This window comes from Myroides injenensis M09-0166 (assembly GCF_000246945.1).
GTDB lineage: Bacteria > Bacteroidota > Bacteroidia > Flavobacteriales > Flavobacteriaceae > Flavobacterium > Flavobacterium injenense.
Genome location: NZ_BAEX01000026.1, coordinates 13,742 through 36,616, shown reverse-complemented (window position 1 = coordinate 36,616; position 22,875 = coordinate 13,742). Strand labels below are relative to the sequence as shown.

At 30.8% G+C, this 22,875-nt stretch carries 22 protein-coding genes; 2 read left to right on the top strand and 20 right to left on the bottom strand.

Annotated features, from left to right (window positions below; translation table 11 throughout):
- Positions 1-799: 799 nt before the first annotated feature.
- The 5 genes from RH98_RS06165 to RH98_RS06150 all read right to left on the bottom strand — a co-directional run bounded on the left by RH98_RS06165 (position 800) and on the right by RH98_RS06150 (position 5,599).
- Positions 800-2,776, bottom strand: a complete 1,977-nt coding sequence (locus RH98_RS06165) for a S8 family serine peptidase (RefSeq protein WP_158427115.1) — start codon at positions 2,774-2,776, stop codon at positions 800-802.
- Between the two features lie 344 nt (positions 2,777-3,120).
- Entirely contained in the window at positions 3,121-4,116 is a 996-nt protein-coding gene (locus RH98_RS06160) for an LLM class flavin-dependent oxidoreductase (protein ID WP_010251800.1), read from the bottom strand.
- A gap of 134 nt (positions 4,117-4,250) precedes the next feature.
- The gene (locus RH98_RS16015; RefSeq protein WP_237717513.1) at positions 4,251-4,562 is read right to left on the bottom strand and encodes a type I phosphoribosyltransferase; all 312 of its coding nucleotides are present in this window, start codon (positions 4,560-4,562) and stop codon (positions 4,251-4,253) included.
- Positions 4,516-4,821, bottom strand: coding sequence for a type I phosphoribosyltransferase (locus RH98_RS16010; RefSeq protein WP_237717512.1), 306 nt, complete (start codon positions 4,819-4,821; stop codon positions 4,516-4,518). The genes RH98_RS16015 and RH98_RS16010 overlap by 47 nt, the downstream gene beginning before the upstream one ends.
- 118 nt (positions 4,822-4,939) lie before the next feature.
- Positions 4,940-5,599 (bottom strand): class I SAM-dependent methyltransferase, encoded by a 660-nt coding sequence (locus RH98_RS06150; protein ID WP_010251797.1) that lies wholly within the window; start codon positions 5,597-5,599, stop codon positions 4,940-4,942.
- A gap of 100 nt (positions 5,600-5,699) precedes the next feature.
- Here RH98_RS06150 and RH98_RS06145 point away from each other — a divergent pair, with 100 nt between their 5' ends.
- The gene (locus RH98_RS06145; RefSeq protein WP_010251794.1) at positions 5,700-6,716 is read left to right on the top strand and encodes a helix-turn-helix domain-containing protein; all 1,017 of its coding nucleotides are present in this window, start codon (positions 5,700-5,702) and stop codon (positions 6,714-6,716) included.
- Positions 6,717-7,783: 1,067 nt separating this feature from the next.
- The gene (locus tag RH98_RS15205) at positions 7,784-7,984 is read left to right on the top strand and encodes a hypothetical protein (protein ID WP_010251791.1); all 201 of its coding nucleotides are present in this window, start codon (positions 7,784-7,786) and stop codon (positions 7,982-7,984) included.
- A 284-nt stretch (positions 7,985-8,268) separates the two neighbouring features.
- Here the strand turns inward: RH98_RS15205 and RH98_RS06135 are convergent, their stop codons facing one another.
- The 15 genes from RH98_RS06135 to secY form a co-directional block, all read right to left on the bottom strand.
- Positions 8,269-9,711 (bottom strand): HmuY family protein, encoded by a 1,443-nt coding sequence (locus tag RH98_RS06135; protein WP_237717511.1) that lies wholly within the window; start codon positions 9,709-9,711, stop codon positions 8,269-8,271.
- Between the two features lie 12 nt (positions 9,712-9,723).
- Entirely contained in the window at positions 9,724-11,847 is a 2,124-nt protein-coding gene (locus tag RH98_RS06130) for a TonB-dependent receptor plug domain-containing protein (protein WP_010251786.1), read from the bottom strand.
- 152 nt (positions 11,848-11,999) lie between these two features.
- A complete protein-coding gene (gene ctlX, locus RH98_RS06125) occupies positions 12,000-12,935 on the bottom strand; it encodes a citrulline utilization hydrolase CtlX (protein WP_010251783.1) in 936 nt (311 codons plus the stop codon).
- Positions 12,936-12,951: 16 nt separating this feature from the next.
- The gene (locus RH98_RS06120; RefSeq protein WP_010251780.1) at positions 12,952-13,866 is read right to left on the bottom strand and encodes a dimethylarginine dimethylaminohydrolase family protein; all 915 of its coding nucleotides are present in this window, start codon (positions 13,864-13,866) and stop codon (positions 12,952-12,954) included.
- A gap of 119 nt (positions 13,867-13,985) precedes the next feature.
- A complete protein-coding gene (locus RH98_RS06115) occupies positions 13,986-15,269 on the bottom strand; it encodes a citrate synthase (RefSeq protein WP_010251777.1) in 1,284 nt (427 codons plus the stop codon).
- Between the two features lie 282 nt (positions 15,270-15,551).
- Entirely contained in the window at positions 15,552-16,841 is a 1,290-nt protein-coding gene (eno, locus tag RH98_RS06110) for a phosphopyruvate hydratase (protein ID WP_010251775.1), read from the bottom strand.
- Positions 16,842-16,951: 110 nt separating this feature from the next.
- Complete coding sequence (carA, locus tag RH98_RS06105; protein WP_010251773.1) at positions 16,952-18,073, bottom strand: glutamine-hydrolyzing carbamoyl-phosphate synthase small subunit; 1,122 nt, start codon at positions 18,071-18,073, stop codon at positions 16,952-16,954.
- Positions 18,074-18,185: 112 nt separating this feature from the next.
- Positions 18,186-18,662 carry a 50S ribosomal protein L17 gene (gene rplQ, locus RH98_RS06100; protein ID WP_010251772.1) on the bottom strand — a complete coding sequence of 159 codons (477 nt, stop codon included), beginning with the start codon at positions 18,660-18,662 and terminating at the stop codon, positions 18,186-18,188.
- Between the two features lie 33 nt (positions 18,663-18,695).
- A complete protein-coding gene (locus RH98_RS06095) occupies positions 18,696-19,688 on the bottom strand; it encodes a DNA-directed RNA polymerase subunit alpha (protein WP_010251770.1) in 993 nt (330 codons plus the stop codon).
- A 25-nt stretch (positions 19,689-19,713) separates the two neighbouring features.
- A complete protein-coding gene (gene rpsD / locus RH98_RS06090) occupies positions 19,714-20,319 on the bottom strand; it encodes a 30S ribosomal protein S4 (protein ID WP_010251768.1) in 606 nt (201 codons plus the stop codon).
- A gap of 86 nt (positions 20,320-20,405) precedes the next feature.
- The gene (gene rpsK / locus RH98_RS06085) at positions 20,406-20,789 is read right to left on the bottom strand and encodes a 30S ribosomal protein S11 (RefSeq protein ID WP_010251764.1); all 384 of its coding nucleotides are present in this window, start codon (positions 20,787-20,789) and stop codon (positions 20,406-20,408) included.
- Between the two features lie 11 nt (positions 20,790-20,800).
- On the bottom strand, positions 20,801-21,175 hold the full coding sequence (rpsM, locus tag RH98_RS06080; protein WP_010251761.1) for a 30S ribosomal protein S13: 375 nt from the start codon (positions 21,173-21,175) through the stop codon (positions 20,801-20,803).
- 2 nt (positions 21,176-21,177) lie between these two features.
- Positions 21,178-21,294 carry a type B 50S ribosomal protein L36 gene (ykgO, locus tag RH98_RS15405; RefSeq protein WP_002987490.1) on the bottom strand — a complete coding sequence of 39 codons (117 nt, stop codon included), beginning with the start codon at positions 21,292-21,294 and terminating at the stop codon, positions 21,178-21,180.
- 13 nt (positions 21,295-21,307) lie between these two features.
- A complete protein-coding gene (infA, locus tag RH98_RS06075) occupies positions 21,308-21,523 on the bottom strand; it encodes a translation initiation factor IF-1 (protein WP_002987492.1) in 216 nt (71 codons plus the stop codon).
- 5 nt (positions 21,524-21,528) lie between these two features.
- Positions 21,529-22,875 carry a preprotein translocase subunit SecY gene (secY, locus tag RH98_RS06070; protein WP_010251748.1) on the bottom strand — a complete coding sequence of 449 codons (1,347 nt, stop codon included), beginning with the start codon at positions 22,873-22,875 and terminating at the stop codon, positions 21,529-21,531.

Genomic DNA, 22,875 nt, shown 5'->3' with positions numbered 1-22,875 from the left:
TTTTTGAACTGACAAAACTTTTTTTTAAAATATTTCTATTTATTTTTCAAGCCTTATCAAATCGCCAGTTATTACTGAAGCGGACTGCAAAGATAACACCTTATTCTAATTCCCTCCAAATTTATTTTTATTAAATTTCTCTGAAATTACAAGCGCTATTCTGCTTCTCAATTCTTATTTATGATCGTCTGCCTCTAGAGCTGTAGATTACTTCTCTAATGCGGATGCAAAAGTAGCACCTTTTTCACTACTTCCAAACTTTTAATCCCTTATTTTTTCACTTATCACCACATTATTTCTTAACTATTTATTATTGACACTTTTACGCAGTAAACTTTTTTTAGTTTTATTTTATTGTTTGCTTTATAATGTAAGATCTCTCTATATAAGAGAAAACACGGCTGTAATTCTAAAATGGTATTCTTGTATTTATCTTTCCCATTTGATAAAATGTCTTTATTTCAAATACACACCTTTATAATAACTAATTTTTAAAGCGCTATCTTTTTATAGTCTTTATACAAGATGATAAATTATTCTGATTACATGACTATTACCTTCTATACTTTACCATTCATTATAATCTAAATCTTAACTACTTCAATAAATACCGCAAAATTTAAAATAATGTTACCCATGATAAGAGCTGTTGAACAAATTACTTGAAACTACTGCATTCATAGACTTCTAGCCTCCTGTCATTGAATAAAATTAGTCGATTATTAAATTTCAACTACTCACTACAACAAAAAAAGGTCAGCTTTCACTAACCTTTTCTTCTTACTATAAATATAAATTATTATTGTTTAATAACTCGCATTTGTTTCTTTAACCCTTTTGCTTTTATCTCGACAAAATAAATAGAACTAGTCAATCCTTCAACAGAAACCTCAATTGTTCCATTTTCGTGCGCACGAATACTATAATCTCTAACTAATCTACTATTTAAGTCAAATATTTTAACTTCAATAATTTCTTCTTCATATTTCTCACCTAGTTCTGCAAAGAAGAAATTAGTCATAGGATTAGGCCATAACTTATATTCCAATTTATCTTCTTTAATCTCTTCTTTATCTTTAATACGCTGTAAATTATTAAATTCTCCAGCTGTTATTACTAAAGAATATTCTTGTACCATATTTTTAAGAGATTTTTTGTGGGAAATTACAACTTCATACTTACCAGGTTCCGCATCATCTATTTCAATCTTCTCAATATTATCAACATCATTATTTCCCTTAATAGCTTTTGGATCTGAAAAATCTTTATTTAATTTCCAAGGATAATAAACTTTATCATCTTTTCTAATTTCAATATCCAAATCATTAACTAAAATAGGATTAGTTAACATATAACTTTCACTCGAATTTCTACCATCATGACCATCTCCAGCAATATCAGTCCATGCCAAAGTAAACACTAATTTTCCAGGTTCTGTAATTTCAATCTCTTTTGTATACACCTCACTATTCTCTAAACTATTTTCTTCAATAAAAGCAATTATTTTTTCATCCTCAGAACCATCCATCACTTGTACTCCAGCCAATGCATTAATTAGTCCCCAACCAAATAAATGATCAGGACCAGGCGCAATACCAGCTTCATCGGCAGTGTGAGCCATTATTGCACGAATTGTAGCAGACTTAAAAGGAGCTTTACGATCTTTACTAAATTGCATAGCCCATTGTTGCCATAATGTAAACACACCTGTTACAGCTGGTGCAGCCATAGAAGTTCCACTCAAAATAGCATACTCGTCTATTTTAGGAGCAATAGAACTATTCTCTGGATTTTTATAGGAAGTTGAAAAAACTCTATTGCCTTTAGCAGCAATATCAGGTTTAATTCTGAAATCATTTGTTGGACCTTGACTACTAAAGTCAGTAAGTACAACATCTTCCGGACCTTGATAATCCAAAACTTCTTTAACAGCAGCAACAACGACTGCGTTTTTTGCAACAGAAGCACCTGTCAGCATATCCACGTTAATTTTCTCTGGATCATCCTTATAAACTAATCTTTGCCCTCTCCCATCATTCCCTGCTGCTACTACAGGTATATAATATTTATAATTAGACGCTAACCAATCAAAATTTGCACTAACCTCAATATAACTTCCATAATAATGCTTAGTATTTGGAATAGGATTTCCCAACTCATCAAAAAAATCATAGCCATAAGAGTGATTACTTACTAATATACCATTTCCAGCCATTTCTCCCATCTTTTTGATATCACCATCCCATGAATAACTCCAAATAGACGCTTTTGGAGCCATTCCTTTTGACATTTTTTGATGTTTACCATTTGAAGCAATAGTCCCTGCTACGTGAGTTGCATGTAATCGCTTTTCCTCATAACTTCTGTTTTTTACAGCTTTAGAAACAGGCTGACGAAGAAAAACACGGGTATTATTAGTTCTTTCACTTAATAAATCTTGTTGTGTGTCTAAAATTACCTCACCATCAATAACACCTGCTATCATATCATTTCCGTCTAGATTTGGAAGTATACCATTAGCAGCATTTACTTCTTCAACACGAGAAGTAATCCTAGAACCTGAATTAAAAGTTCGTTTATATAATAGAATACCATTTTCATCTATTCCATCAAGTTCAAAATATCCACCATCTCTATTAATTCCAGAAATTACTAAACCATTCTGCTGAGCAAAATTAATTGCACGCTTTTTATTTTCTAAAGCTTCATTAGCTTTCTCGGTTAATATTTTTGTGGTTTCTCTTAGATTATAAGTTGAGACTATCTTATTTCTCATCTGTAAATTTTGCCCTTTTACAATAAAAGGGGAGAATAGTAATGCAACAAAAAATAGTGAGGTAGTTTTCTTCATGATATATAATAAGTGTATAAAAAAATAAAAATAATAACATTTATCAAATAATCATCATTTTAAATAAAAATTTAAACACTAATATTGAATTAACTAAAAAAATCACTAGACACACTACTTTAAATTAACATTAAATTCACAAATAAAATCACTACTGAATAAATAGAATACAGCATTTTAACACATACTACCAGTAGTATTATTTAAAATACATCTAAATAATAATAAAAATAAAAAAATATCCCACAAAAACGATGAAGCACATCATTCTATTGATTACTAATTATTTCAGCAAATAATTTTATACTATGTTTTCGTTTTTCAAAATCATAGATAGGAGTTGTAATCATTAATTCATCGACTTCTAATAAATCACAGAACTTTTTGAGATCATCTGCAATATCATCTTTTGTCCCTATAAAAGAACATGAAGTCATTTTATACACATATGCTTCCTCCTGTACATTCCATAAACCACTCATAGATTGAATAGGCTTTTGCATTGGTTTTCTATCATTTCTAATAATTCCTAGAAACATATTATAAAAAGATGTCGCCAAGTAATTTGCTTCGTCATTAGAATCCGCAAGAATAACATTTATACATGGCATGAAATAAGGTTTCTCCAATTGAACTGAAGGTTTAAAATTTTTCTTATATATTTTAGCTGCTAATTGTATTTGATCTGGTGCAAAATGACTTGCGAACGCATAAGGTAAACCTTTCTCCGCTGCCAAGTAAGCACTGTCAGTACTTGAACCCAATATCCAAATTGGGACATTGCAACCTTCACCTGGAAAAGCTCTCACTTTTGAATCACAATTATTTTTATCAAAGAAATTCTGTAGTTCTACAATTTGATTAGGAAAATAATTCACCGCCATTGTATCGTTTCTCCTTAACGCTAATGCGGTTAGCTGATCAGTACCAGGAGCTCTACCTAATCCCAAATCTATCCTATTAGGATACAAAGACTCTAAAGTTCCAAATTGTTCAGCAATAACAAGAGGAGGGTGATTAGGTAACATAATACCCCCAGAACCTACTCTAATATTTTTTGTGCCATTAGCAACATATCCAATTAACACAGAAGTAGCAGAACTAGCAATATGAGGCATATTATGGTGTTCGGCTAGCCAAAATCTAGTATAACCTAATAAATCTGCATATTGAGCAGTGTCAAGTAAATTGTATAAAGTTTCAGTTGTCGTTCTATTCTCACCAATAATGGCCAAATCTAAGAATGAAAAAGGTATTTTACTCATAATTCTTCTCTTTAATAATATAGTAAGTTACATAGAAATGTTTGATAAGCGAAAAACTTGAAGAATCTTTAACAAAATAAAAAAAGGCTTAATACTTCAATATATTAAGCCTTATATACAATAATTAATTCTACTTACTTTCTAATTTTGATAGTGCAATTAGATAAGTCTTCAATAATTGCGAGTGATTCCACTCTTACACCTTTCTCTTCTAATAGTTTTCTACCATTTTGAAATGCTTTTTCAATTATAAAGCCCATTCCAACTAAATTAGCTCCTGATTTCTTAATCAAATCCAATACACCAATCGCAGCATTACCATATGCTAGAAAATCATCAACAAATAATACATTATCACCAGGCTTCAAAAAATCATGGCTAATAACAACATCATAAGTCCTATCTTTTGTAAAAGAATGAATTTGAGTGTGTAGCATATTTTCCATAGTTGAAGGCTTTTTTTTTCTTTGCGAAAACAACAGGTAAATTAAGCAGATAACCAGTCATAATTGCAGGCGCAATTCCACTAGCCTCAATTGTCATAATTTTATTCACTTCAGTCGAAGCAAATCTTCTAACAAACTCAACTCCTATTGATTTCATCAAGATAGGATCCATCTGATGATTAATAAAACTGTCAACTTTTAAAATTCCACCTTCATAACAATGTCCGTCTTGAAGAATACGTTTGTGCAATAATTCCATTTATATTGTGTTGTTTTTATGAAAAATAAAAAAGGGAGGTTATAACCTCCCTTATATGAATTGCATACAAATTTACATATTATAGTCATCAAAATAAAATAATGGACTAATAAATAATTTACTTATTGCCTTTTAAAATCACAAAAGGCCTAACTACCTTTTTGCCCGTCTTATCAATGGTATTTTCCATATATTGCCATTGTTCCACATTACTATAACCAATATTAGTTATAACTCGTATTAACCTTTCTGTTTTATGAAACTCAAAAATATCATCTACTGCAAAAGGTTGCTTTTGTGCAAAATCTTCTCTTATATATGCTAAAGCAATATTGCCATTTGGTTTAAGAACTCTAAATATTTCTTGCAAATATTTTACTGGATCAGGCCAAAAATAAATAGTATTTACAGCAAAACAGTGATTAAAAGATTTATTGGGATAATCAAGTTTACAACTGTCATCAGCAAGTTTCAAACTGACTTTCTTATTCACAACAAGATCTTTATTTAACTCAGAAGCAGTTTCTATCATAAGGGAGGAAGCTTCAATTCCTTCATATAAAATATTTTCAGCTTTAGAAAACAAATACTGTAAGTGTTTGCCACTACCAAAACCAAATTCCAAAACAGTATCACACTCTTGAATATCTAATCTATCAATAGTTTTAAAAATCATATTATTATTGGAAACAAACATTGTATTTGCAATCACTACCCCTTGATCTCCATTTGGACATTTTAATTGATTAGCTAAATCTATGTAATCCTTTTGATCCATTTCTTTATATTTTTGTTCAAAGATAACTGTTTAGAATTAATCTAAATAATTATCTTTGAATAAAATTATTTATATCAAAAAATTAATATATCTCTGTAAAATGAAAATGACATTGAAGACTCTGGGTACAAATGAAATAATTAATACAAATAATTATAGTCGAACATTTTTTGATAAAAAAAACACTCCAATTGTCCATGAAAAGATAATAGATACTATTCCAAATATAGTTAGCAGTAATCGAAGCGAATATTATTATTCTGATCTAATTATTTCAAAAGGAGATATTAAATTAAAACAGGATATATTAATTAACTTCTATAGTGAAGAACCAATATATGAATTACACTTCTGCCTAGAAGGTCAATCCATATTAACCACTAACACAAAAACAAAAAATGGAATTTTTAGATTCAATTCCGGAGAACATAATTTATATCACCATAAAGAATTAACTGGTATATATAAAAGTACACAGTCCAATAACGCTACTAAATACTTAGAGTTAATATTCAAATCAACGTTTATAGATTCATTAATTGAAGAATACCATGTACTAGAAGATATCTTGATAAATCAAAATATTACACACTCTCAAAAAATATTTGAAACAAACCTTAAAATTAATTATGAAATTAATTACATTCTTATGCAGATGATGAATAATAATCGTACGCCACAATTCCAAAGATCATATTTAAAAAATAAAGCTCAAGAATTACTGCTTTTACAACTAGAACAGTATTTACAATTAAATACTATCGACAAAATTTTAGGTACAGAAAAAATTAATCAAGAAAAAATAATACATGTAAAAGAAATCATTGAGAAAGAACACAAAACAAATCACACACTTAGTGACCTGTCAAAACGTGTAGGAATTAATGAATTCAAACTTAAAAAAGAGTTTAAAAAATTATTTAATAAAACCGTTTTTGGTTATCTTTTTGAAGTGCGCATGGAATATGCAGCAAACTTATTATTGAATACTTGTACACCTATTAAAGAAATTGCTCAATATTGTGGCTACGAATATAGTCAACATTTTACTACTGCCTTTAAACGCCTTTACAATATAACCCCTGCAGAATACCGTAAAAAGAAAAAGTTTAATTAAACATTTAATAGGCTTAAAATCAACAATAGCAAATAAATCTAATTCTCTTTTGCTATATTTTACTTTAAAAAACCACTACACAATCAAATTAAAATTGTAAGAACAAACGTAGATGATGTTTTGATTTTTACAAAAATTAAGAAGCATATATAGAAATTTGTGTCGCTGAACAAAAAAAATGCTCCCCTTATTTACCAAATCACACTCCAAGAAAGGATAGAACTAGCTATATTTCCCCACCTGACACTTCCCCAAAAAAGAATTAAATAAAAAGCTCCGCTTTTATAATTCAAAGAAGCTTTAAAAAATAATTATAGATCAAGAAGTTATTGTCAACATTTGTACTAATAAACCCAACGGTAGAGATAATGAAGACAGTTATTTTGATGAAAAGTTATATAAAGTAAGATCTGCTATTAAAAGAGCAAATGCTTAGTTATATAGTGTAGATTTTTTACGCAATAGATTCAATACTAGATTACCTAGTTGGATGACATAGAATTATATGGCTTTTATCGTAATATATCTAAAGAAATTTTAGAAGACTAAAAAGTCAAGATGACTTCATCCTATTGTAGCTCACCCAATCCATTACAGCCGTTTTATTTTTAAATTTTTTAAAAATAAATCATCTAATTATTCAAAGGTCTTTTTGACTAGAAATACCTAAAATGATTCGTAAAATAATTGATTCCTTACCTACCTTTATTACAATAGAGGATATGATTTTTTCAACACCGTGTCAACAGTTCTCCAAGATTCCTTCAACAAATACCCCTCTATATAGAGCAATCATGGGGAAGTGTTGAAGAAGTCTTGAAGAATTTCGCTCTAATGCCTCTAAATACAGGCTTTTCCAAGCATTTAAAATTTAATCCAATAGATCGAATTTAATGATAAGTCACTGTAATTTAATTAGATATATTTTTAGTATCAAAAAAAGTGAAGTACTTTTTATTTTGGTTAGATAGTTAAAGTATATATATAAAATCTTATACTCTCTTGATATGCAAAGGATATATTTGATATAGAAATCAGTTTTGAATACATAACTAATCAATTAACTAATGCTGAATTATCCCTATCAGAATTACTTAATTAATGTTGATGCTGGTTTTGATCTACAGAAATTAATAAAAATAGTTAGTGATAAAGAAATAATAGCTAACTTATATCCTAATAAACGAAATAGAAAAGATTATGAACACAATTATTTCGATGAAAAACTATGCAAAGTGATTTATACTATTGAGAGTAGAAAATCTTGATGATAGAGCTTTCGTTGTTTCCTCAATATATTCGATATCATATTTTCTAGTTTATTGGCGTGGAATTTCATAGCTTTTATCATTATAGTAATAAAGAATTACAAAAACTAGTAAGTCAAGATGACTTCAAAAACAAAAAACCCCAAGTGCGACATTCTTGGGGTTCTTCTAACAAAAATAAACTAACAACTCAATAAACAACAAATACAAAATGCTATTTGCAATTCAATTGAATCACTTATACAGAGCGCGACAACAATTCTCTGCATAAACTTTAAATATCTTTAGCGTAATAAACTATATTCAAATTTTGGATAGCCTCTATGTCCACTTTCATTCATAAAACTTAACATTCTCATTTTATAAAAATTACCTTTCGAATCTTTAATGACGTAAAAGACATTTTTAAATAAAACTTTTGAGTTAGCAACTTCTCTCCACGTCCCTCCAATTATTGTTAAATCCTTTTCCAACTTATCTTTCTTAACATCAGCTAAAGAAAACTTTTTATAATACTCCGCACTTTCCTCTTTAGGAATTGTTATCTTATAACTTTCAACACCTCCATAACGATTTATAGCAATAAAGTCTGAAAAACCATATGATCCTTTTGGATCTCCATTTTGATCTACAACGTTAGTAAATACAGTAAAATTTAAATCCCATTTATTTTTAGCAGGCTCAACATCTACAATTGAATTCTTATTAAAACTAAAAAAACGGAAATTATATGCTGCATTCTTTGGAATTACAATCTCTTTATGCGCTGAATCATTTAGCTCTGCATATTGCAAAATATATCCATTATCTTTTCTAAGCACTCTAATCTTCATCCAACCTCTAGGTGCCCCAGTAATATCAACTGATCCTGCAGCAACATCACCTTTGCCTGGCTCAGAACCTAAATTTACAATATAAACCTTATTATCTCCTGAGTTAGCTTTAACTTCTCCTATTGCTGTCTGAGTTAAATCTCCTGAAGGATCATCGATATAAGCAACATTAGTAGGGTCAAAAGTTCCAATCTTAACCTTATCTTGTAAACTTACTACATCAGACTCTCTAATATTATCAATATTATTATCAGTAGTCACTCCAGCAGCCATATATAAAGCACCGTTAATTTTAACTCTAAAATCATCTCCACAATAAAAAGCTAAGTCCCATGAATCCCTAGGTATAGGATACATTGCCTTACCGCCTAAATCAACATATACTTGATTCGGTTCACTAGGACCACCAACATTTGGTGCCATTGTACCTCCTAAAGCAGCATCAAAACTTATAGCCATAATAGAGTATCCTTGTATAATAGGATTACGTGGACTATAATTAACTTTAACTATATTAAACTGTACCGTCTTATCCGTTCTATCATAAGGGTAAATAAGATTTTCAAATTTAAACTTTACTTCCTTATCTCCCTTTTGGAAAGGAATTTCTAAAAACCTACCTTCTTTAGCAATGGGCAAAGTACTAAAGTCAATACCATAGGCAGCATTAACTCCCAAAATATCTATCTCGATACTACCAGATTCCATTGCTACATCAGAAAACACTAATGTAATATCTGCTGAAGTTTTTATATCACTATATACAATAGACTGTTCTTTAAAAGCTACGATAAAATCTCTTACATCATTATTTCCATTCTTAGAATCTTTCTCACAAGAATACAAAAAACTAACTATACAAAATAACGTAAATATTTTAATTATTCTTCCCATCATCATCTATATCTAAAAACCAAAATTATATTGAACTTTCAAAAAATAACTACGCCCATAAGCTATTGGCATTGTAGAAGCTGCTGACGCATGTGCTGTACCTGAATTCAAAGTAGATTTCAGCATACCAACATCAAATAAATTTCTAACTCCAATAGTGGCTGTTAATTTATTTTTTAAAAATGGTTGTTTAATACTTACATCCATCCAAGAATAACTTTCCTGCCTTCCCTTGATATAATAATTTCCCATAAAATCACTTTCCATCTTATACTTTGTCTCTTCACCATTAAACTTATAATATACTGAAAATGCTGTTTTCAACTTAGGCAGTTTATAACTTGCATTAGCTGTAAATTCAGGAGTATATAGAAATTTATCAGTCTGCTTTGGTGCATCATACATTCTTTGCGCTATCCCTGACATTGTAAATCCTAAACCTAATTGAAAATTTTGATAACTAAATTGATTCATAAAAGTAAAACCAATATTTCTATAACGGTTAACATTCTCATATTTGAACTTTAATCCCCCATTATCAACAATCTCAATTACATCAATTTTGTCATCTACCTCTAAATATCTTCCAGTCATACTTCCATGATAAGTAAATCCATCAGAAAGTTCTAAACTCTTTTTAAAATTTAAAAAGAAAGTCTTCCCCTTTTCCGGTTTTAAATTAATATTACCTTGTAAATCGTGATTAACATCAACAAAATAAGTATATAACTCGTCATAGTTTGGTAGTCGAGGTGCTGTACCTACTGTTGCTCTTACCTCATAATTATTACCAAAATCATATTTTAATACAATACTCAATGCATGTTGACTTTTAAATACATTTGATGTCATCAAACGATACCCTGGTCTGATCATTAATCGTGGTAAAGCTTGAATCTCAGAAGATGCAAAAAAATCATAGCTTCCAAGTTTCTTCTTTGCAGGTAATTCTGAAAACTCCTCAGTCATACTAGAATAACCTTCTGTTTCTTTAATGTCATATCCTACTTGAAATTTTGCTTTCTCCCAATTAACAAATTCACTAAAGCTACCACGTGAAAACCATGCCTCCCTACTTTCGTTTTTAAATTTTTTACGATCAAACTTTTCATCATATTTTATTCTATAACGGTAGATATCAGCCTCTCTAGTTTGCTTTTGATAACTTGCATCAATATTAAAAACTAAAATATTTCCTAAATGTCCAGAAGCATTAAGTACATTACTATATCTATTAGTATTTATTATTCTATCTTTTGCAACAGGGTCAATAGTTTCAAAAATAGGATCTTCATTAAATTCAAATAATTTAGCATAATCCTTCATTCTTTCATTAAAGTATTCAAACTTATAAAACACTTTATATGTGCCACCATCAAAATTTAATAATGCTTTTACATTATTTTGATTTTTTGGCAAGAATTCATGTCCTCGTTTATCATCGTCACCATAATAAGTCATTCCTTGCCTTCCTCCATAAAATCCACGAAAATCATTATGCGTATAACTTAAACTTGTATATAGCTTATCTGTTATATTATGTCCTAAAGAAAAACCTTGAATATGTTTCCCTTGATTTGTCAAATTATATTCCGTAGATACTGTTTCTTCTTGTACAAAAGCATTAATATTCCAATCATACAAGCTGTTTTTCTTGGTTATAATATTAATAATTCCTGTTACAGCATTTGCACCATAATCAACTCCCATAGCTCCTTCAACAATCTCTACCCTCTCAACATCATCTAAATTTATCTGAGTCAAATCTGTATTATTCCCAAATCCCTCATCACTTATCATTGGCACATTATCAACCAAAATAGTAAAATATTGTGCATCTAATCCAAACATTTTTACAGTTGATCTACCTGTTTGGGCATTAGGAAGTATTGAAATGTTCATTACTTGATTTAATGCATCAGCTAATGTTACTGCGCCTAGATTCTCAATGCGCTCTCTATTTAATACAGTTACATTATTAATTGCTTTATTTATAGACTGTGGATTATACTGCCCTGTAATTACAATCTCATCTAAATTTTGTTTAGGTGAAATAACAGTATCATTTTTTTGTCCATAAACATATACACTCAAAAAAGTACTAAGAACAATTGTTGATATTGACTTAAAACCCATTTATTTTTAATTTGTTGTTTTTGTTTTGTTTTGTTGCTTGCAAATATATATAAATTATTATTATTTAAACTCATTTTAAATAATAATAATTTATATAAAAAAAGGATATAGAGTAAAATCTATATCCTTCATCAAAATAACTTCTATTTTAATTAAGCTTTAGGAAGAAAAACTTCTGCCATCATACAACGAGCACTTCCTCCACCGCATGCCTCTATAGTATCTAGAGAACTATGTATTATTTTATTATGCTTTTCAATAGCTTTAATTTGTTTATCATTTAAGCTATTATAAGCTTGAGTAGACATTATTAAAAAACGCTCATCATTAGCCCCAATTACTTGCAACATATTACCTGCAAAATTATTTACCTGATCTTCTGTAATTTCAATTACTTCTTTTCCTGAAGATTTTAGATTATTTAAAACAATTTTTCGCTCTTGTTTATCATCTATTGCATCAGCGCAAATTATAGCAAAAGTATCAGCAATACACATCATTACATTAGTATGGTAAATCAATTCTCTCTTTCCATTTACTGTTTGATATGCTTCAAAAATTACTGGATCCATTTCAAATTCTTCACAGAACTCAATTACTAAACCTTCATCTGCACGAGGAGATAAAGCACAATAAGCTTTTCCGTTTGCGCGATCCAGAATTAAACTACCAGTACCTTCTAAAAAATATTCATCATCCTCTGCTGAAGTATAATCCCAAATATCTTCTATAATAAATCCTTTATCTTCTAATAGGTCTAAGATATCTTCTCTGCGTTCTAAGCGTCTATTTTCTGCAAACATAGGATACAACACTACTTCACCTGATTCGTGAAAAGAAATCCAATTGTTTGGAAAAATACTATCAGGAGTATCTGGCTCTATAGAATCATTCACAACAATTACATTTACCCCAATATTTTTAAGTTTCTCTACAAAGGCATCGAATTCTTCAACTGCTTTTGCATTAACACTTTCTGGCGATAAATTATCTAATACCTTTTGATAATAATTATTTACTGCAGTTTGCTCATTCATACGGAAAGCAACTGGGCGTATCATTAAAATTGTATTTGTAGCTTGCTTCATAATTTTATTTAATTTTTTATTCTCTTATCAAAGGTAAAGTTGAACAACGTAATAGCCCCTCTTGCTTAGAAATTTCAGCATATGGAATTTCCTCTACGATAAAGTTATTTGCTCTCAACCAATTATTCAACCTAGTAAAATTCTTTTCACTAACTACAACATTTGGTGCGATAGAAAATACATTTGAATTCATATGATACATCTCCTCTCTAGTAATGTGAAATAAGTTTTCATCACCAAATAGATCAACAAGAAATTGATATTCTTTTTCATCATAAAATCCCCCTCGATAAATAATTGCTTTATTATCGCCCACAGGTTGAAAACAACAATCTAAATGTAATGCATTATCACGAGGCTCAGTCTTAGACTTAACTAAATCAAAACTCTTAACAATTTTATTTGGGAATAATTCTTTTATAAATTCTACTCCCTCACGATTTGTTCTAGCTGTTATAAACTTTTTATAATCTGGTCGTTTATAAGTACCAACAAATATGTAATCATTCCACAACATTACATCTCCACCTTCAAAATGTACTTCTTCTGGTGCAGATATAATATCTTGGGGATCTATTTGCTCTAAAACATAATGAATTGCTTCAAGTTCGCGATCGCGATCAGGGAGAATATTTGCTTTGATAAATTTATTTTCTATAACGAATCCAATATCTCTCGTAAATATTTGGTTATAATCGTTAATTATTTCAGGACGAAATACTTTTACATCATATTTTTCAAAAACTTTATTAAAAGCCTCCATTTCATTAATCATGTCATCTTCTACAGGATAAGTACCAGCTAGAATATGTTCTAAAGATTTTGGATCATAGGCTTCTTCAATTGTAGGTGTGGGTCCATTGCTATTAGCAATACCAAGGACCACAGCCCGCAAACGCGAGGTTTCATTATTTACATTTAGTTTTAACATAAAATGGATTTTTCACAAATATAACAAAACACTTTTAATAATACTCTTATTCAAAACTATGTAAAATAAAAAGAGTCACTTTATAAAATAAGTGACTCTTAAATATTAATTATATTATATTAACGTTGTTCCATTGGTACGTATTTTCTTAAACTTTCCCCAACATAAATTTGACGAGGTCTACCAATCGGCTCTTTATTAATTCTCATTTCTTTCCATTGAGCAATCCACCCTGGCAAACGTCCGATAGCAAACATAACTGTAAACATTTCAGTAGGAATACCTAATGCACGATAAATAATTCCAGAATAGAAATCAACATTTGGATATAAATGACGCTCTACGAAATACGGGTCTTTTAATGCCGCTGCTTCCAATTTTTTTGCAATATCTAACACAGGATCATCAACACCTAATTTACCAAGAACTTCATCCGCAGCTTTCTTAATAATTCTAGCTCTCGGATCAAAGTTTTTATATACACGGTGACCGAATCCCATTAGACGGAATGGATCATCTTTATCTTTAGCTTTGTTTAAATATTTTTCAACATCTCCACCATCGTTTTGAATAGCCTCTAACATTTCTAAAACAGCTTGATTCGCTCCACCATGTAATGGTCCCCATAAAGCAGACACACCAGCTGATATAGAAGCAAAAAGTCCTGCATGAGAAGAACCTACAATACGTACTGTTGAAGTAGAGCAGTTTTGTTCGTGATCTGCATGTAAAATGAACAGTTTATCAATTGCATTTTTAACGACAGGATCAATTTCATAAGGTTCTGTAGGTAATGCAAACATTAATCGTAAGAAGTTATCTACATAACTTACAGTATTATTGTAATAATTTAATGGATATCCCTTTGCCTTTCTATATGTCCAAGTAGCGATTACTAAGAATTTACTCATAGTTTTACATACAGCTTCATATAAATCTTTAGTACATTCAGCATTAACTACTTTTGGGTTAAACGCTGTAAGAGCACTGGTTAATGAAGCGAGAACTCCCATAGGATGTGCCGTTTTTGGAAAGCCATCAATGATATTCTTCATTTCTTCGTTCACTAATGAATACTTACGAATATCTTTTTCAAATTGTTCTATCTGTTGTTTAGTTGGTAATTCACCAAAAATAATAAGATAAGAAACTTCTAAAAAGTTTGAATTGGCTGCAAGATCTTCAATTGAATACCCTCTATATCTTAAAATTCCTTCTTCACCATCAAGATAAGTAATTGCACTTTTGCAAGAACCAGAATTCTTATATCCTGGATCATACGTAATAGCACCAGTTAAAGAGCGTAATTTCAAAATATCAATCGCTACTTCATTCTCAGAGCCAACGATAGTAGGAAATTCATATCTTTCACCATCTATTTCTATATAAGCTGTTTTAGACATATTGTTATTATTTTATTTTATTCTTAGTTATTTTCTATAATCTATAAATTTATATATTTCTAAATAATTTATGAAGGAAAGATAATAATTATTATGCATACATACAAGTTAAAATACAATGTCTATAATACAAAAACACAATAACTTCAAAGCTTCCCATACACTTTTATGAATTCAATGCTTAAATTAAAAAACAACAAAAACATTAAAAAAAATCACAAAATAGTATATAAAAATCAAAGCCTCTAGAATTCTAGAGGCTTTGATTTTATTAATAATAACTTATTTTACTTTAAAAGCTTTAGTTTTTGGGTAATATGCAACATCACCTAATTCCTCCTCAATTCTTAAAAGTTGATTATATTTAGCCATACGATCAGAACGAGAGGCAGATCCTGTTTTAATTTGACCACAATTTAAAGCAACTGCTAGATCAGCAATTGTATTATCTTCAGTTTCTCCAGAGCGGTGTGACATTACAGAAGTATATCCAGCATCTTTCGCCATATTTACAGCAGCGATAGTTTCAGTCAAAGTTCCGATTTGATTTACTTTAATTAAAATAGAATTTGCTATACCTTCATTAATACCTCTTTCTAAACGTTTCACATTTGTAACAAATAGATCATCTCCTACTAATTGAACTTTATCTCCAATTTTCTCAGTTAGATATTTCCATCCTTCCCAGTCATCTTCATACATACCATCTTCAATAGATATTATAGGATATTTACTAACTAATTCAGCTAAGTAATCCGCTTGTTCTGTAGAAGTACGTATTTTCCCTAAGTCCCCTTCAAATTTAGTATAGTCATATTTCCCATCAACATAAAATTCAGAAGCTGCACAATCTAAAGCAATCATTACTTCGTCACCAAATTCATATCCAGCCTTTTCAACTGCTAGTTTAATTGATTCAATTGCATCTTCAGTACCTTCTAATGTTGGCGCAAATCCACCTTCATCTCCAACAGCAGTACTTAATCCTCTCTCATGTAATACTTTTTTAAGATTATGGAAAATTTCAGTACCCATTTGCATAGCATGAGTAAAATTCTCAGCCTTAACAGGCATAATCATAAATTCTTGAAAAGCTATAGGCGCATCTGAGTGAGAACCTCCATTAATGATATTCATCATTGGAACAGGCAAAGTATTAGCAGAAACTCCTCCTACATATCTATATAAAGGCATTCCTAATTCTGCAGCTGCAGCTTTTGCGACAGCCAATGAAACACCTAGAATAGCATTAGCTCCTAAATTCCCTTTATTAGGCGTACCATCTAAGGCAATCATTAATTCATCTATTGCATTTTGTTCAAAAACATTTAAACCTACAATATTCTCAGCAAGGATAGTATTTACATTTTCAACAGCTTTCATCACCCCTTTACCCATAAAATCTTTTCCGCCATCTCTTAACTCAACAGCTTCATGTTCACCCGTAGATGCACCAGATGGTACAGCTGCTCTTCCTAAATAACCACCATCGGTAACTACATCAACTTCTACAGTAGGGTTACCTCTTGAATCTAAAATTTGACGTGCATGCACACTTACTATTGTACTCATAATATTATTGTGTCTTAAAATTTAGTATAAACAAATTTACGAATTAAAAAATGAAAAATTAACATTATCACCAAAGATCAAGTAAGAATAAAACATAAAAAAAGTAGCCACTAAATGGCTACTTTAACTTTCTTAATATTCTCTATAAACTCATCAAACAAATAACGAGAATCATGAGGTCCAGGACTAGATTCTGGATGATATTGAACTGAAAAAACATCTTTATTTTTCATTCTCATCCCAGCAACAGTGCTATCATTTAAATGTAAATGAGTAATTTCTAATGTATTACTATTTTCTACATCTTCTTTTATAACTGCAAAACCATGATTTTGCGAAGTAATTTCACCTCTTTCTGTAATTGTGTTCAAAATTGGATGATTAACACCACGATGTCCACTAAACATTTTAAAAGTTTTAATTCCTTGTGATAAACCAATTAATTGATGACCTAAGCAAATTCCAAAAACTGGTAAACCAGAATCAATAATTTCATTGACAGTTGCAAGAATTCCAAGTTTACCCAAAGCTTCAGGATCACCTGGCCCATTAGAAAGAAAAATACCATCAGGTTCAAAAGCTTTCAAGTCAGTATAAGAACTGTCATAAGGAAACACCTTAACATAACAATCTCGCTCAGCAAGACAACGTAGTATATTAGTTTTAATACCAAAATCAAGTGCAGCTATTCTATAAGTAGCATTACTGTCGCCATAAAAATAAGGCTCTTTAGTTGATACTTTAGATGCCAATTCAAGACCATCCATTGATGGAACATTTTTTACCATTTCACGAAGCTTATCAATATCAGTATCGTCTGTTGAAATGATAGCATTCATAGCACCATTATCCCTAATATATGCAGTTAATGCACGTGTATCTACATCAGATATAGCTACTAAATTAGCTTTCTCAAAATATTCATATAACGTTTCATCTGCACTAGGACGAGACTGAAAATCACTAAAATTTTTACATACTAAACCACTAATCTTTATACTATCAGAATCGAACTCATCTTTATGGACTCCATAATTACCAATATGAGCTGTTGTAGCTAACATAATCTGTCCATAATAAGATGGATCAGTAAAAATTTCTTGATATCCAGTCATACCTGTATTAAAGCAAATCTCACCATAAGCAGTACCTTCGATACCTACAGATTTACCATAAAAAATAGTACCATCATAAAGCACTATAACACCTTCCTTTTTATTTTTAAATTCCATGAGTTAGTTGTATTGTCAAATGCAAAAATAATTAAAAAAACAAAAAAAAGGACATTCTAAAAAAGAATGTCCTTTATATCAAAATATTAAATTTACTTCAAAGTAAAAATAACTATTCATTAGTTTCAGCTTCATTAGAAGTTTCTACAGTAGCAGTTTCAGCTTCTACAGCTTTTTTCTTACCTCTACGTGTAGTTTTCTTAGCTTCTTTCTTAGCTACATTGTAAATTTCATTAAAATCTACAAATTCAATCATAGCCATATCAGCATTATCTCCTTGACGATTACCTAATTTAATAATACGAGTATATCCTCCTGGACGATCACCAACTTTTTGAGCTACTTCTCTGAACAATTCAGTAACAGCATCTTTTTGTTTTATATAAGAAAAAACAATACGACGATTATGAGTATCGTCAGTTTTAGCTTTAGTTACTAAAGGCTCAATAAACTGTTTTAAAGCTTTTGCTTTTGCAACAGTAGTATTAATACGTTTGTGCTCAATTAGAGAACAAGCCATATTAGCCAACATAGAATCTCTATGTCCTTTTTTTCTACCTAAATGATTTATTTTTTTTCCGTGTCTCATCTCTTTCTAGAATTTAGACTTTAAAGGTCTAGATTATTCTTTATCTAATTTGTATTTTGATAGATCCATACCAAAATTAAGTCCTTTAACAGCAACTAATTCTTCTAACTCTGATAAAGATTTTTTACCAAAGTTTCTGAATTTCATAAGATCGTTTTTGTTAAATGAAACCAAATCTCCTAATGTATCTACTTCAGCCGCTTTCAAACAATTTAATGCTCGAACTGAAAGATCTAAATCTACCAATTTAGTTTTTAGAAGCTGTCTCATATGTAATGATTCTTCATCATATGATTCAGTTTGAGCGATTTCATCTGCCTCTAAAGTAATTCTTTCGTCAGAGAACAGCATAAAATGATGAATCAAAGTTTTTGCTGCTTCCGTTAAAGCATCCTTTGGATGAATTGAACCATCTGTGATAATATCGAAAACTAACTTTTCATAGTCAGTTTTTTGTTCAACACGATAGTTTTCAATAGCATACTTAACGTTCTTAACTGGAGTATAAATTGAATCCGTAAAGATGGTACCAATTGGTGCATTAGGTTTTCTATTTTCTTCTGCAGGAACATATCCTCTACCCTTTTCAATAGTTAAATCCATATTGATAGTAACATTACTATCCAAATTACAGATAACTAATTCTGGGTTAAGAACCTGAAAACTAGAGATAAACTTTTGAAAATCTCCAGCAGTTAATTGTTCTTTACCTGAAAAAGAGATAGAAACAGATTCATTATCCACATCTTCGATTTGACGTTTAAAACGAACTTGTTTTAAATTTAGGATTATTTCAGTAACATCCTCAACTACGCCTGCTATAGTAGAAAACTCATGGTCTACACCTTCGATACGAACCGAAGTAATAGCATATCCTTCAAGTGAAGATAGAAGAACTCTTCTTAATGCATTACCAATAGTCAATCCATATCCCGGTTCTAAAGGTCTAAATTCGAATTTACCTTTAAAATCGGTCGAATCAATCATGATAACTTTATCGGGCTTTTGAAAATTAAATATTGCCATATTTGTTTCGACTGAATGTCAATTATTATTTGTTGTACAACTCTACGATTAACTGTTCTTTAATGTTTTCTGGAACTTGAAGTCTTTGAGGAATAGATACGAAAGTACCTTCCAAAGTTTCAGGATTCCAAGTAATCCATTCATAAACAGTACTAGAATTAGATAACGAACGTTCGATGATTTCTAGAGATTTAGATTTTTCACGAACTGCAACTTTATCACCAGGTTTTAATTGGTAAGAAGGGATATTCACAACCTCACCATTAACTGTAATATGTCTGTGAGAAACGATTTGACGAGCTGCACGACGAGAAGGAGCAATACCCATTCTGAATACAACGTTATCTAATCTTGATTCACATAATTGAATCAATACTTCACCAGTTACACCACGAGCAGCAGCTGCTTTTTTGTAAAGGTTACGGAATTGCTTTTCTAAAATACCGTAAGTATATTTAGCTTTTTGTTTCTCCATTAACTGGATAGCATACTCAGATTTTTTACCTCTCTTTTTTGCTAAACCATGTTGTCCTGGAGGATAATTTCTTTTTTCAAAAGATTTATCATCTCCGAAAATAGCTTCGCCGAATTTACGCGCGATTTTAGTTTGTGGACCAGTATATCTTGCCATTTCTAAAAATTAAAAAAAGGTAGGGATTATGAATTCAGGTCACTTTCCTCCGATAATCTATTCCTACCTTAGGTTATACTATATAATTAAACTCTTCTTCTTTTTGGAGGACGACATCCATTATGTGGCATTGGAGTAATATCGATAATCTCAGTTACTTCAATTCCGTTGTTATGTAATGATCTGATAGCAGATTCTCTACCGTTTCCTGGTCCTTTTACATAAACTTTTACTTTTTTCAATCCTGCCTCAAGTGCAACTTTACCACAATCTTCTGCAGCCATTTGCGCAGCGTATGGAGTGTTCTTTTTAGAACCTCTGAATCCCATTTTACCTGCTGATGACCAAGAAATCACTTCACCTTTTTTATTAGTTAATGAAATGATGATATTGTTAAACGTCGCATTAATATGAGCTTCACCTGTTGATTCAACAAGTACCTTACGTTTTTTTGTATTCGCTTTAGCCATATTACTACTTATTATTTAGTTGCTTTTTTCTTGTTAGCAACAGTTTTTCTTTTACCTTTTCTAGTTCTAGAATTGTTTTTAGTTCTTTGCCCTCTTAATGGAAGACCAGTTCTATGACGAATTCCTCTGTAACATCCAATGTCCATTAAACGTTTGATGCTTAATGAAATTTCTGAACGTAATTCACCTTCGATAGTGAATTGACCTACAGCTTCACGGATAGCTCCGATCTCATCATCATTCCAATCTTGAACTTTTTTATCTTCGCTAACATTAGCTCTTTCAAGAATTTCTTTAGCTCTGCTTGAACCAATACCGAAGATATAAGTTAAAGCAATAACTCCTCTTTTGTGTTTAGGTATATCTACCCCTGCGATTCTTGCCATAATTATCCTTGTCTTTGTTTAAATCTAGGATTCTTTTTATTAATAACGTAAAGTCTACCTTTTCTACGTACTATAATGCACTCGGCACTTCTTTTTTTAACTGATGCTCTTACTTTCATTTTAATAGCCTCTTTAATATCTATAAGTAATTCTTGCTTTGGTCAAGTCATATGGACTCATTTCCAATTTCACTCTATCACCAGGTAGTAATTTAATATAATGCATACGCATTTTACCTGAAATATGAGCGATTACAACATGTCCATTTTCTAATTCCACACGGAACATTGCATTTGACAATGCTTCTATGATTGCTCCGTCTTGTTCTATTGCTGATTGTTTTGCCATAAAAATTAAGCTATTGCTCTTCTATTTTTACCACTTGTCATCATACTATCATACTGTTTATTCAACAGATATGCATTGACTTGCTGAATTGTGTCTATAACAACACTAACCATAATTAATAGTGACGTTCCACCATAAAACATAGCCCATCCCTGTTGTACGCCTAATAAACTAACAACTATAGCAGGAAAAACTGCAATCAATGCTAGGTATAAAGACCCTGGGAATGTGATTAATGACATAATTCTATCTAAGAAATCTGCAGTTTCTGAACCTGGTCTAACACCTGGAATAAACCCACCACTTCTCTTCAAATCATCTGCCATTTTATTTGTCGGTACTGTAATTGCGGTGTAAAAGTACGTAAAAATTATGATTAATAAAGCAAAAAGTAAATTATACTGCCATCCGAACACGTCGTGAAACGTAGAACTTATAGATTTTGCAGTATCTGATGTAGATAATCCTGCTACTGCTGCCGGCACAAACATAATAGCCTGCGCAAAAATAATCGGCATAACTCCAGAAGCATTAAGCTTTAAAGGAATCCATTGACGATTTCCACCTAACATAGATTGATCATACGTACCAGAAGCACTTCTTCTTGCATATTGAACTGGAATTCTTCTTACCGCAAGAGTCAAATAGATACAAGCAACAATGATTAACAACCATAAAATTACTTCTATAACCACCAACATTGGGCCTCCATTATTATCAGTGATTCTTGATTGGAACTCTTGAATGAAAGACATTGGAAGTCTTGCAATAATACCAACCATAATCAATAATGAAATACCATTTCCAATACCTTTATCAGTAATTTTCTCACCTAACCACATTGCAAAAATAGTTCCGGTAACTAGTATAATTACTGAAGAAAACAAGAATGAGAAAGAGTTGAAACCTAGCAAAAATGCGTCTGACGGCAATTGCACATACAAGTTGTAAATATAACTTGGTCCTTGTAACAAGGTAATACCAATAGTTAACCATCTTGTAATTTGGTTCATTTTCTTTCTACCGCTTTCCCCATCATTCTGTAGTTTTTGCAAATAAGGAACAGCAATTCCCATTAACTGTACTACAATGGAAGCAGAAATATAAGGCATAATACCTAATGCGAAAACAGATGCTTGTGCAAAAGCACCACCTGTAAACACATTGATTAACCAACCAATACCTTGATCAGTTTGCTCTGTTAAAGCTTGCAATTTTGTTGCGTCAATACCTGGTAAGGTTACTTGTGTACCAAAACGGTACACAAGCAATAGTCCTAAAGTTATTAAGATCTTATTTTTTAGTTCCTCAATTTTCCAAATATTGGCTAATGTCTCAAAAAACTTCTTCAT

Coding starts and splice junctions, on each gene's coding strand:
- rpsM (WP_010251761.1), bottom strand. CDS start 21,175: ATGGCAAGAATCGCAGGGGTAGATATACCTAAACACAAAAGAGGAGTT.
- RH98_RS06095 (WP_010251770.1), bottom strand. CDS start 19,688: ATGGCAATATTTAATTTTCAAAAGCCCGATAAAGTTATCATGATTGAT.
- RH98_RS06150 (WP_010251797.1), bottom strand. CDS start 5,599: ATGGATCAAAAGGATTACATAGATTTAGCTAATCAATTAAAATGTCCA.
- RH98_RS16015 (WP_237717513.1), bottom strand. CDS start 4,562: ATGGAAAATATGCTACACACTCAAATTCATTCTTTTACAAAAGATAGG.
- RH98_RS06145 (WP_010251794.1), top strand. CDS start 5,700: ATGAAAATGACATTGAAGACTCTGGGTACAAATGAAATAATTAATACA.
- RH98_RS06160 (WP_010251800.1), bottom strand. CDS start 4,116: ATGAGTAAAATACCTTTTTCATTCTTAGATTTGGCCATTATTGGTGAG.
- ykgO (WP_002987490.1), bottom strand. CDS start 21,294: ATGAAAGTAAGAGCATCAGTTAAAAAAAGAAGTGCCGAGTGCATTATA.
- rpsD (WP_010251768.1), bottom strand. CDS start 20,319: ATGGCAAGATATACTGGTCCACAAACTAAAATCGCGCGTAAATTCGGC.
- RH98_RS06135 (WP_237717511.1), bottom strand. CDS start 9,711: ATGGGAAGAATAATTAAAATATTTACGTTATTTTGTATAGTTAGTTTT.
- eno (WP_010251775.1), bottom strand. CDS start 16,841: ATGAGTACAATAGTAAGTGTGCATGCACGTCAAATTTTAGATTCAAGA.
- RH98_RS06165 (WP_158427115.1), bottom strand. CDS start 2,776: ATGAGAAATAAGATAGTCTCAACTTATAATCTAAGAGAAACCACAAAA.
- rplQ (WP_010251772.1), bottom strand. CDS start 18,662: ATGAGACACGGAAAAAAAATAAATCATTTAGGTAGAAAAAAAGGACAT.
- RH98_RS06120 (WP_010251780.1), bottom strand. CDS start 13,866: ATGTTAAAACTAAATGTAAATAATGAAACCTCGCGTTTGCGGGCTGTG.
- RH98_RS15205 (WP_010251791.1), top strand. CDS start 7,784: ATGCTGAATTATCCCTATCAGAATTACTTAATTAATGTTGATGCTGGT.
- carA (WP_010251773.1), bottom strand. CDS start 18,073: ATGGAATTTAAAAATAAAAAGGAAGGTGTTATAGTGCTTTATGATGGT.
- secY (WP_010251748.1), bottom strand. CDS start 22,875: ATGAAGAAGTTTTTTGAGACATTAGCCAATATTTGGAAAATTGAGGAA.
- rpsK (WP_010251764.1), bottom strand. CDS start 20,789: ATGGCTAAAGCGAATACAAAAAAACGTAAGGTACTTGTTGAATCAACA.
- ctlX (WP_010251783.1), bottom strand. CDS start 12,935: ATGAAGCAAGCTACAAATACAATTTTAATGATACGCCCAGTTGCTTTC.
- infA (WP_002987492.1), bottom strand. CDS start 21,523: ATGGCAAAACAATCAGCAATAGAACAAGACGGAGCAATCATAGAAGCA.
- RH98_RS16010 (WP_237717512.1), bottom strand. CDS start 4,821: ATGGAATTATTGCACAAACGTATTCTTCAAGACGGACATTGTTATGAA.
- RH98_RS06115 (WP_010251777.1), bottom strand. CDS start 15,269: ATGTCTAAAACAGCTTATATAGAAATAGATGGTGAAAGATATGAATTT.
- RH98_RS06130 (WP_010251786.1), bottom strand. CDS start 11,847: ATGGGTTTTAAGTCAATATCAACAATTGTTCTTAGTACTTTTTTGAGT.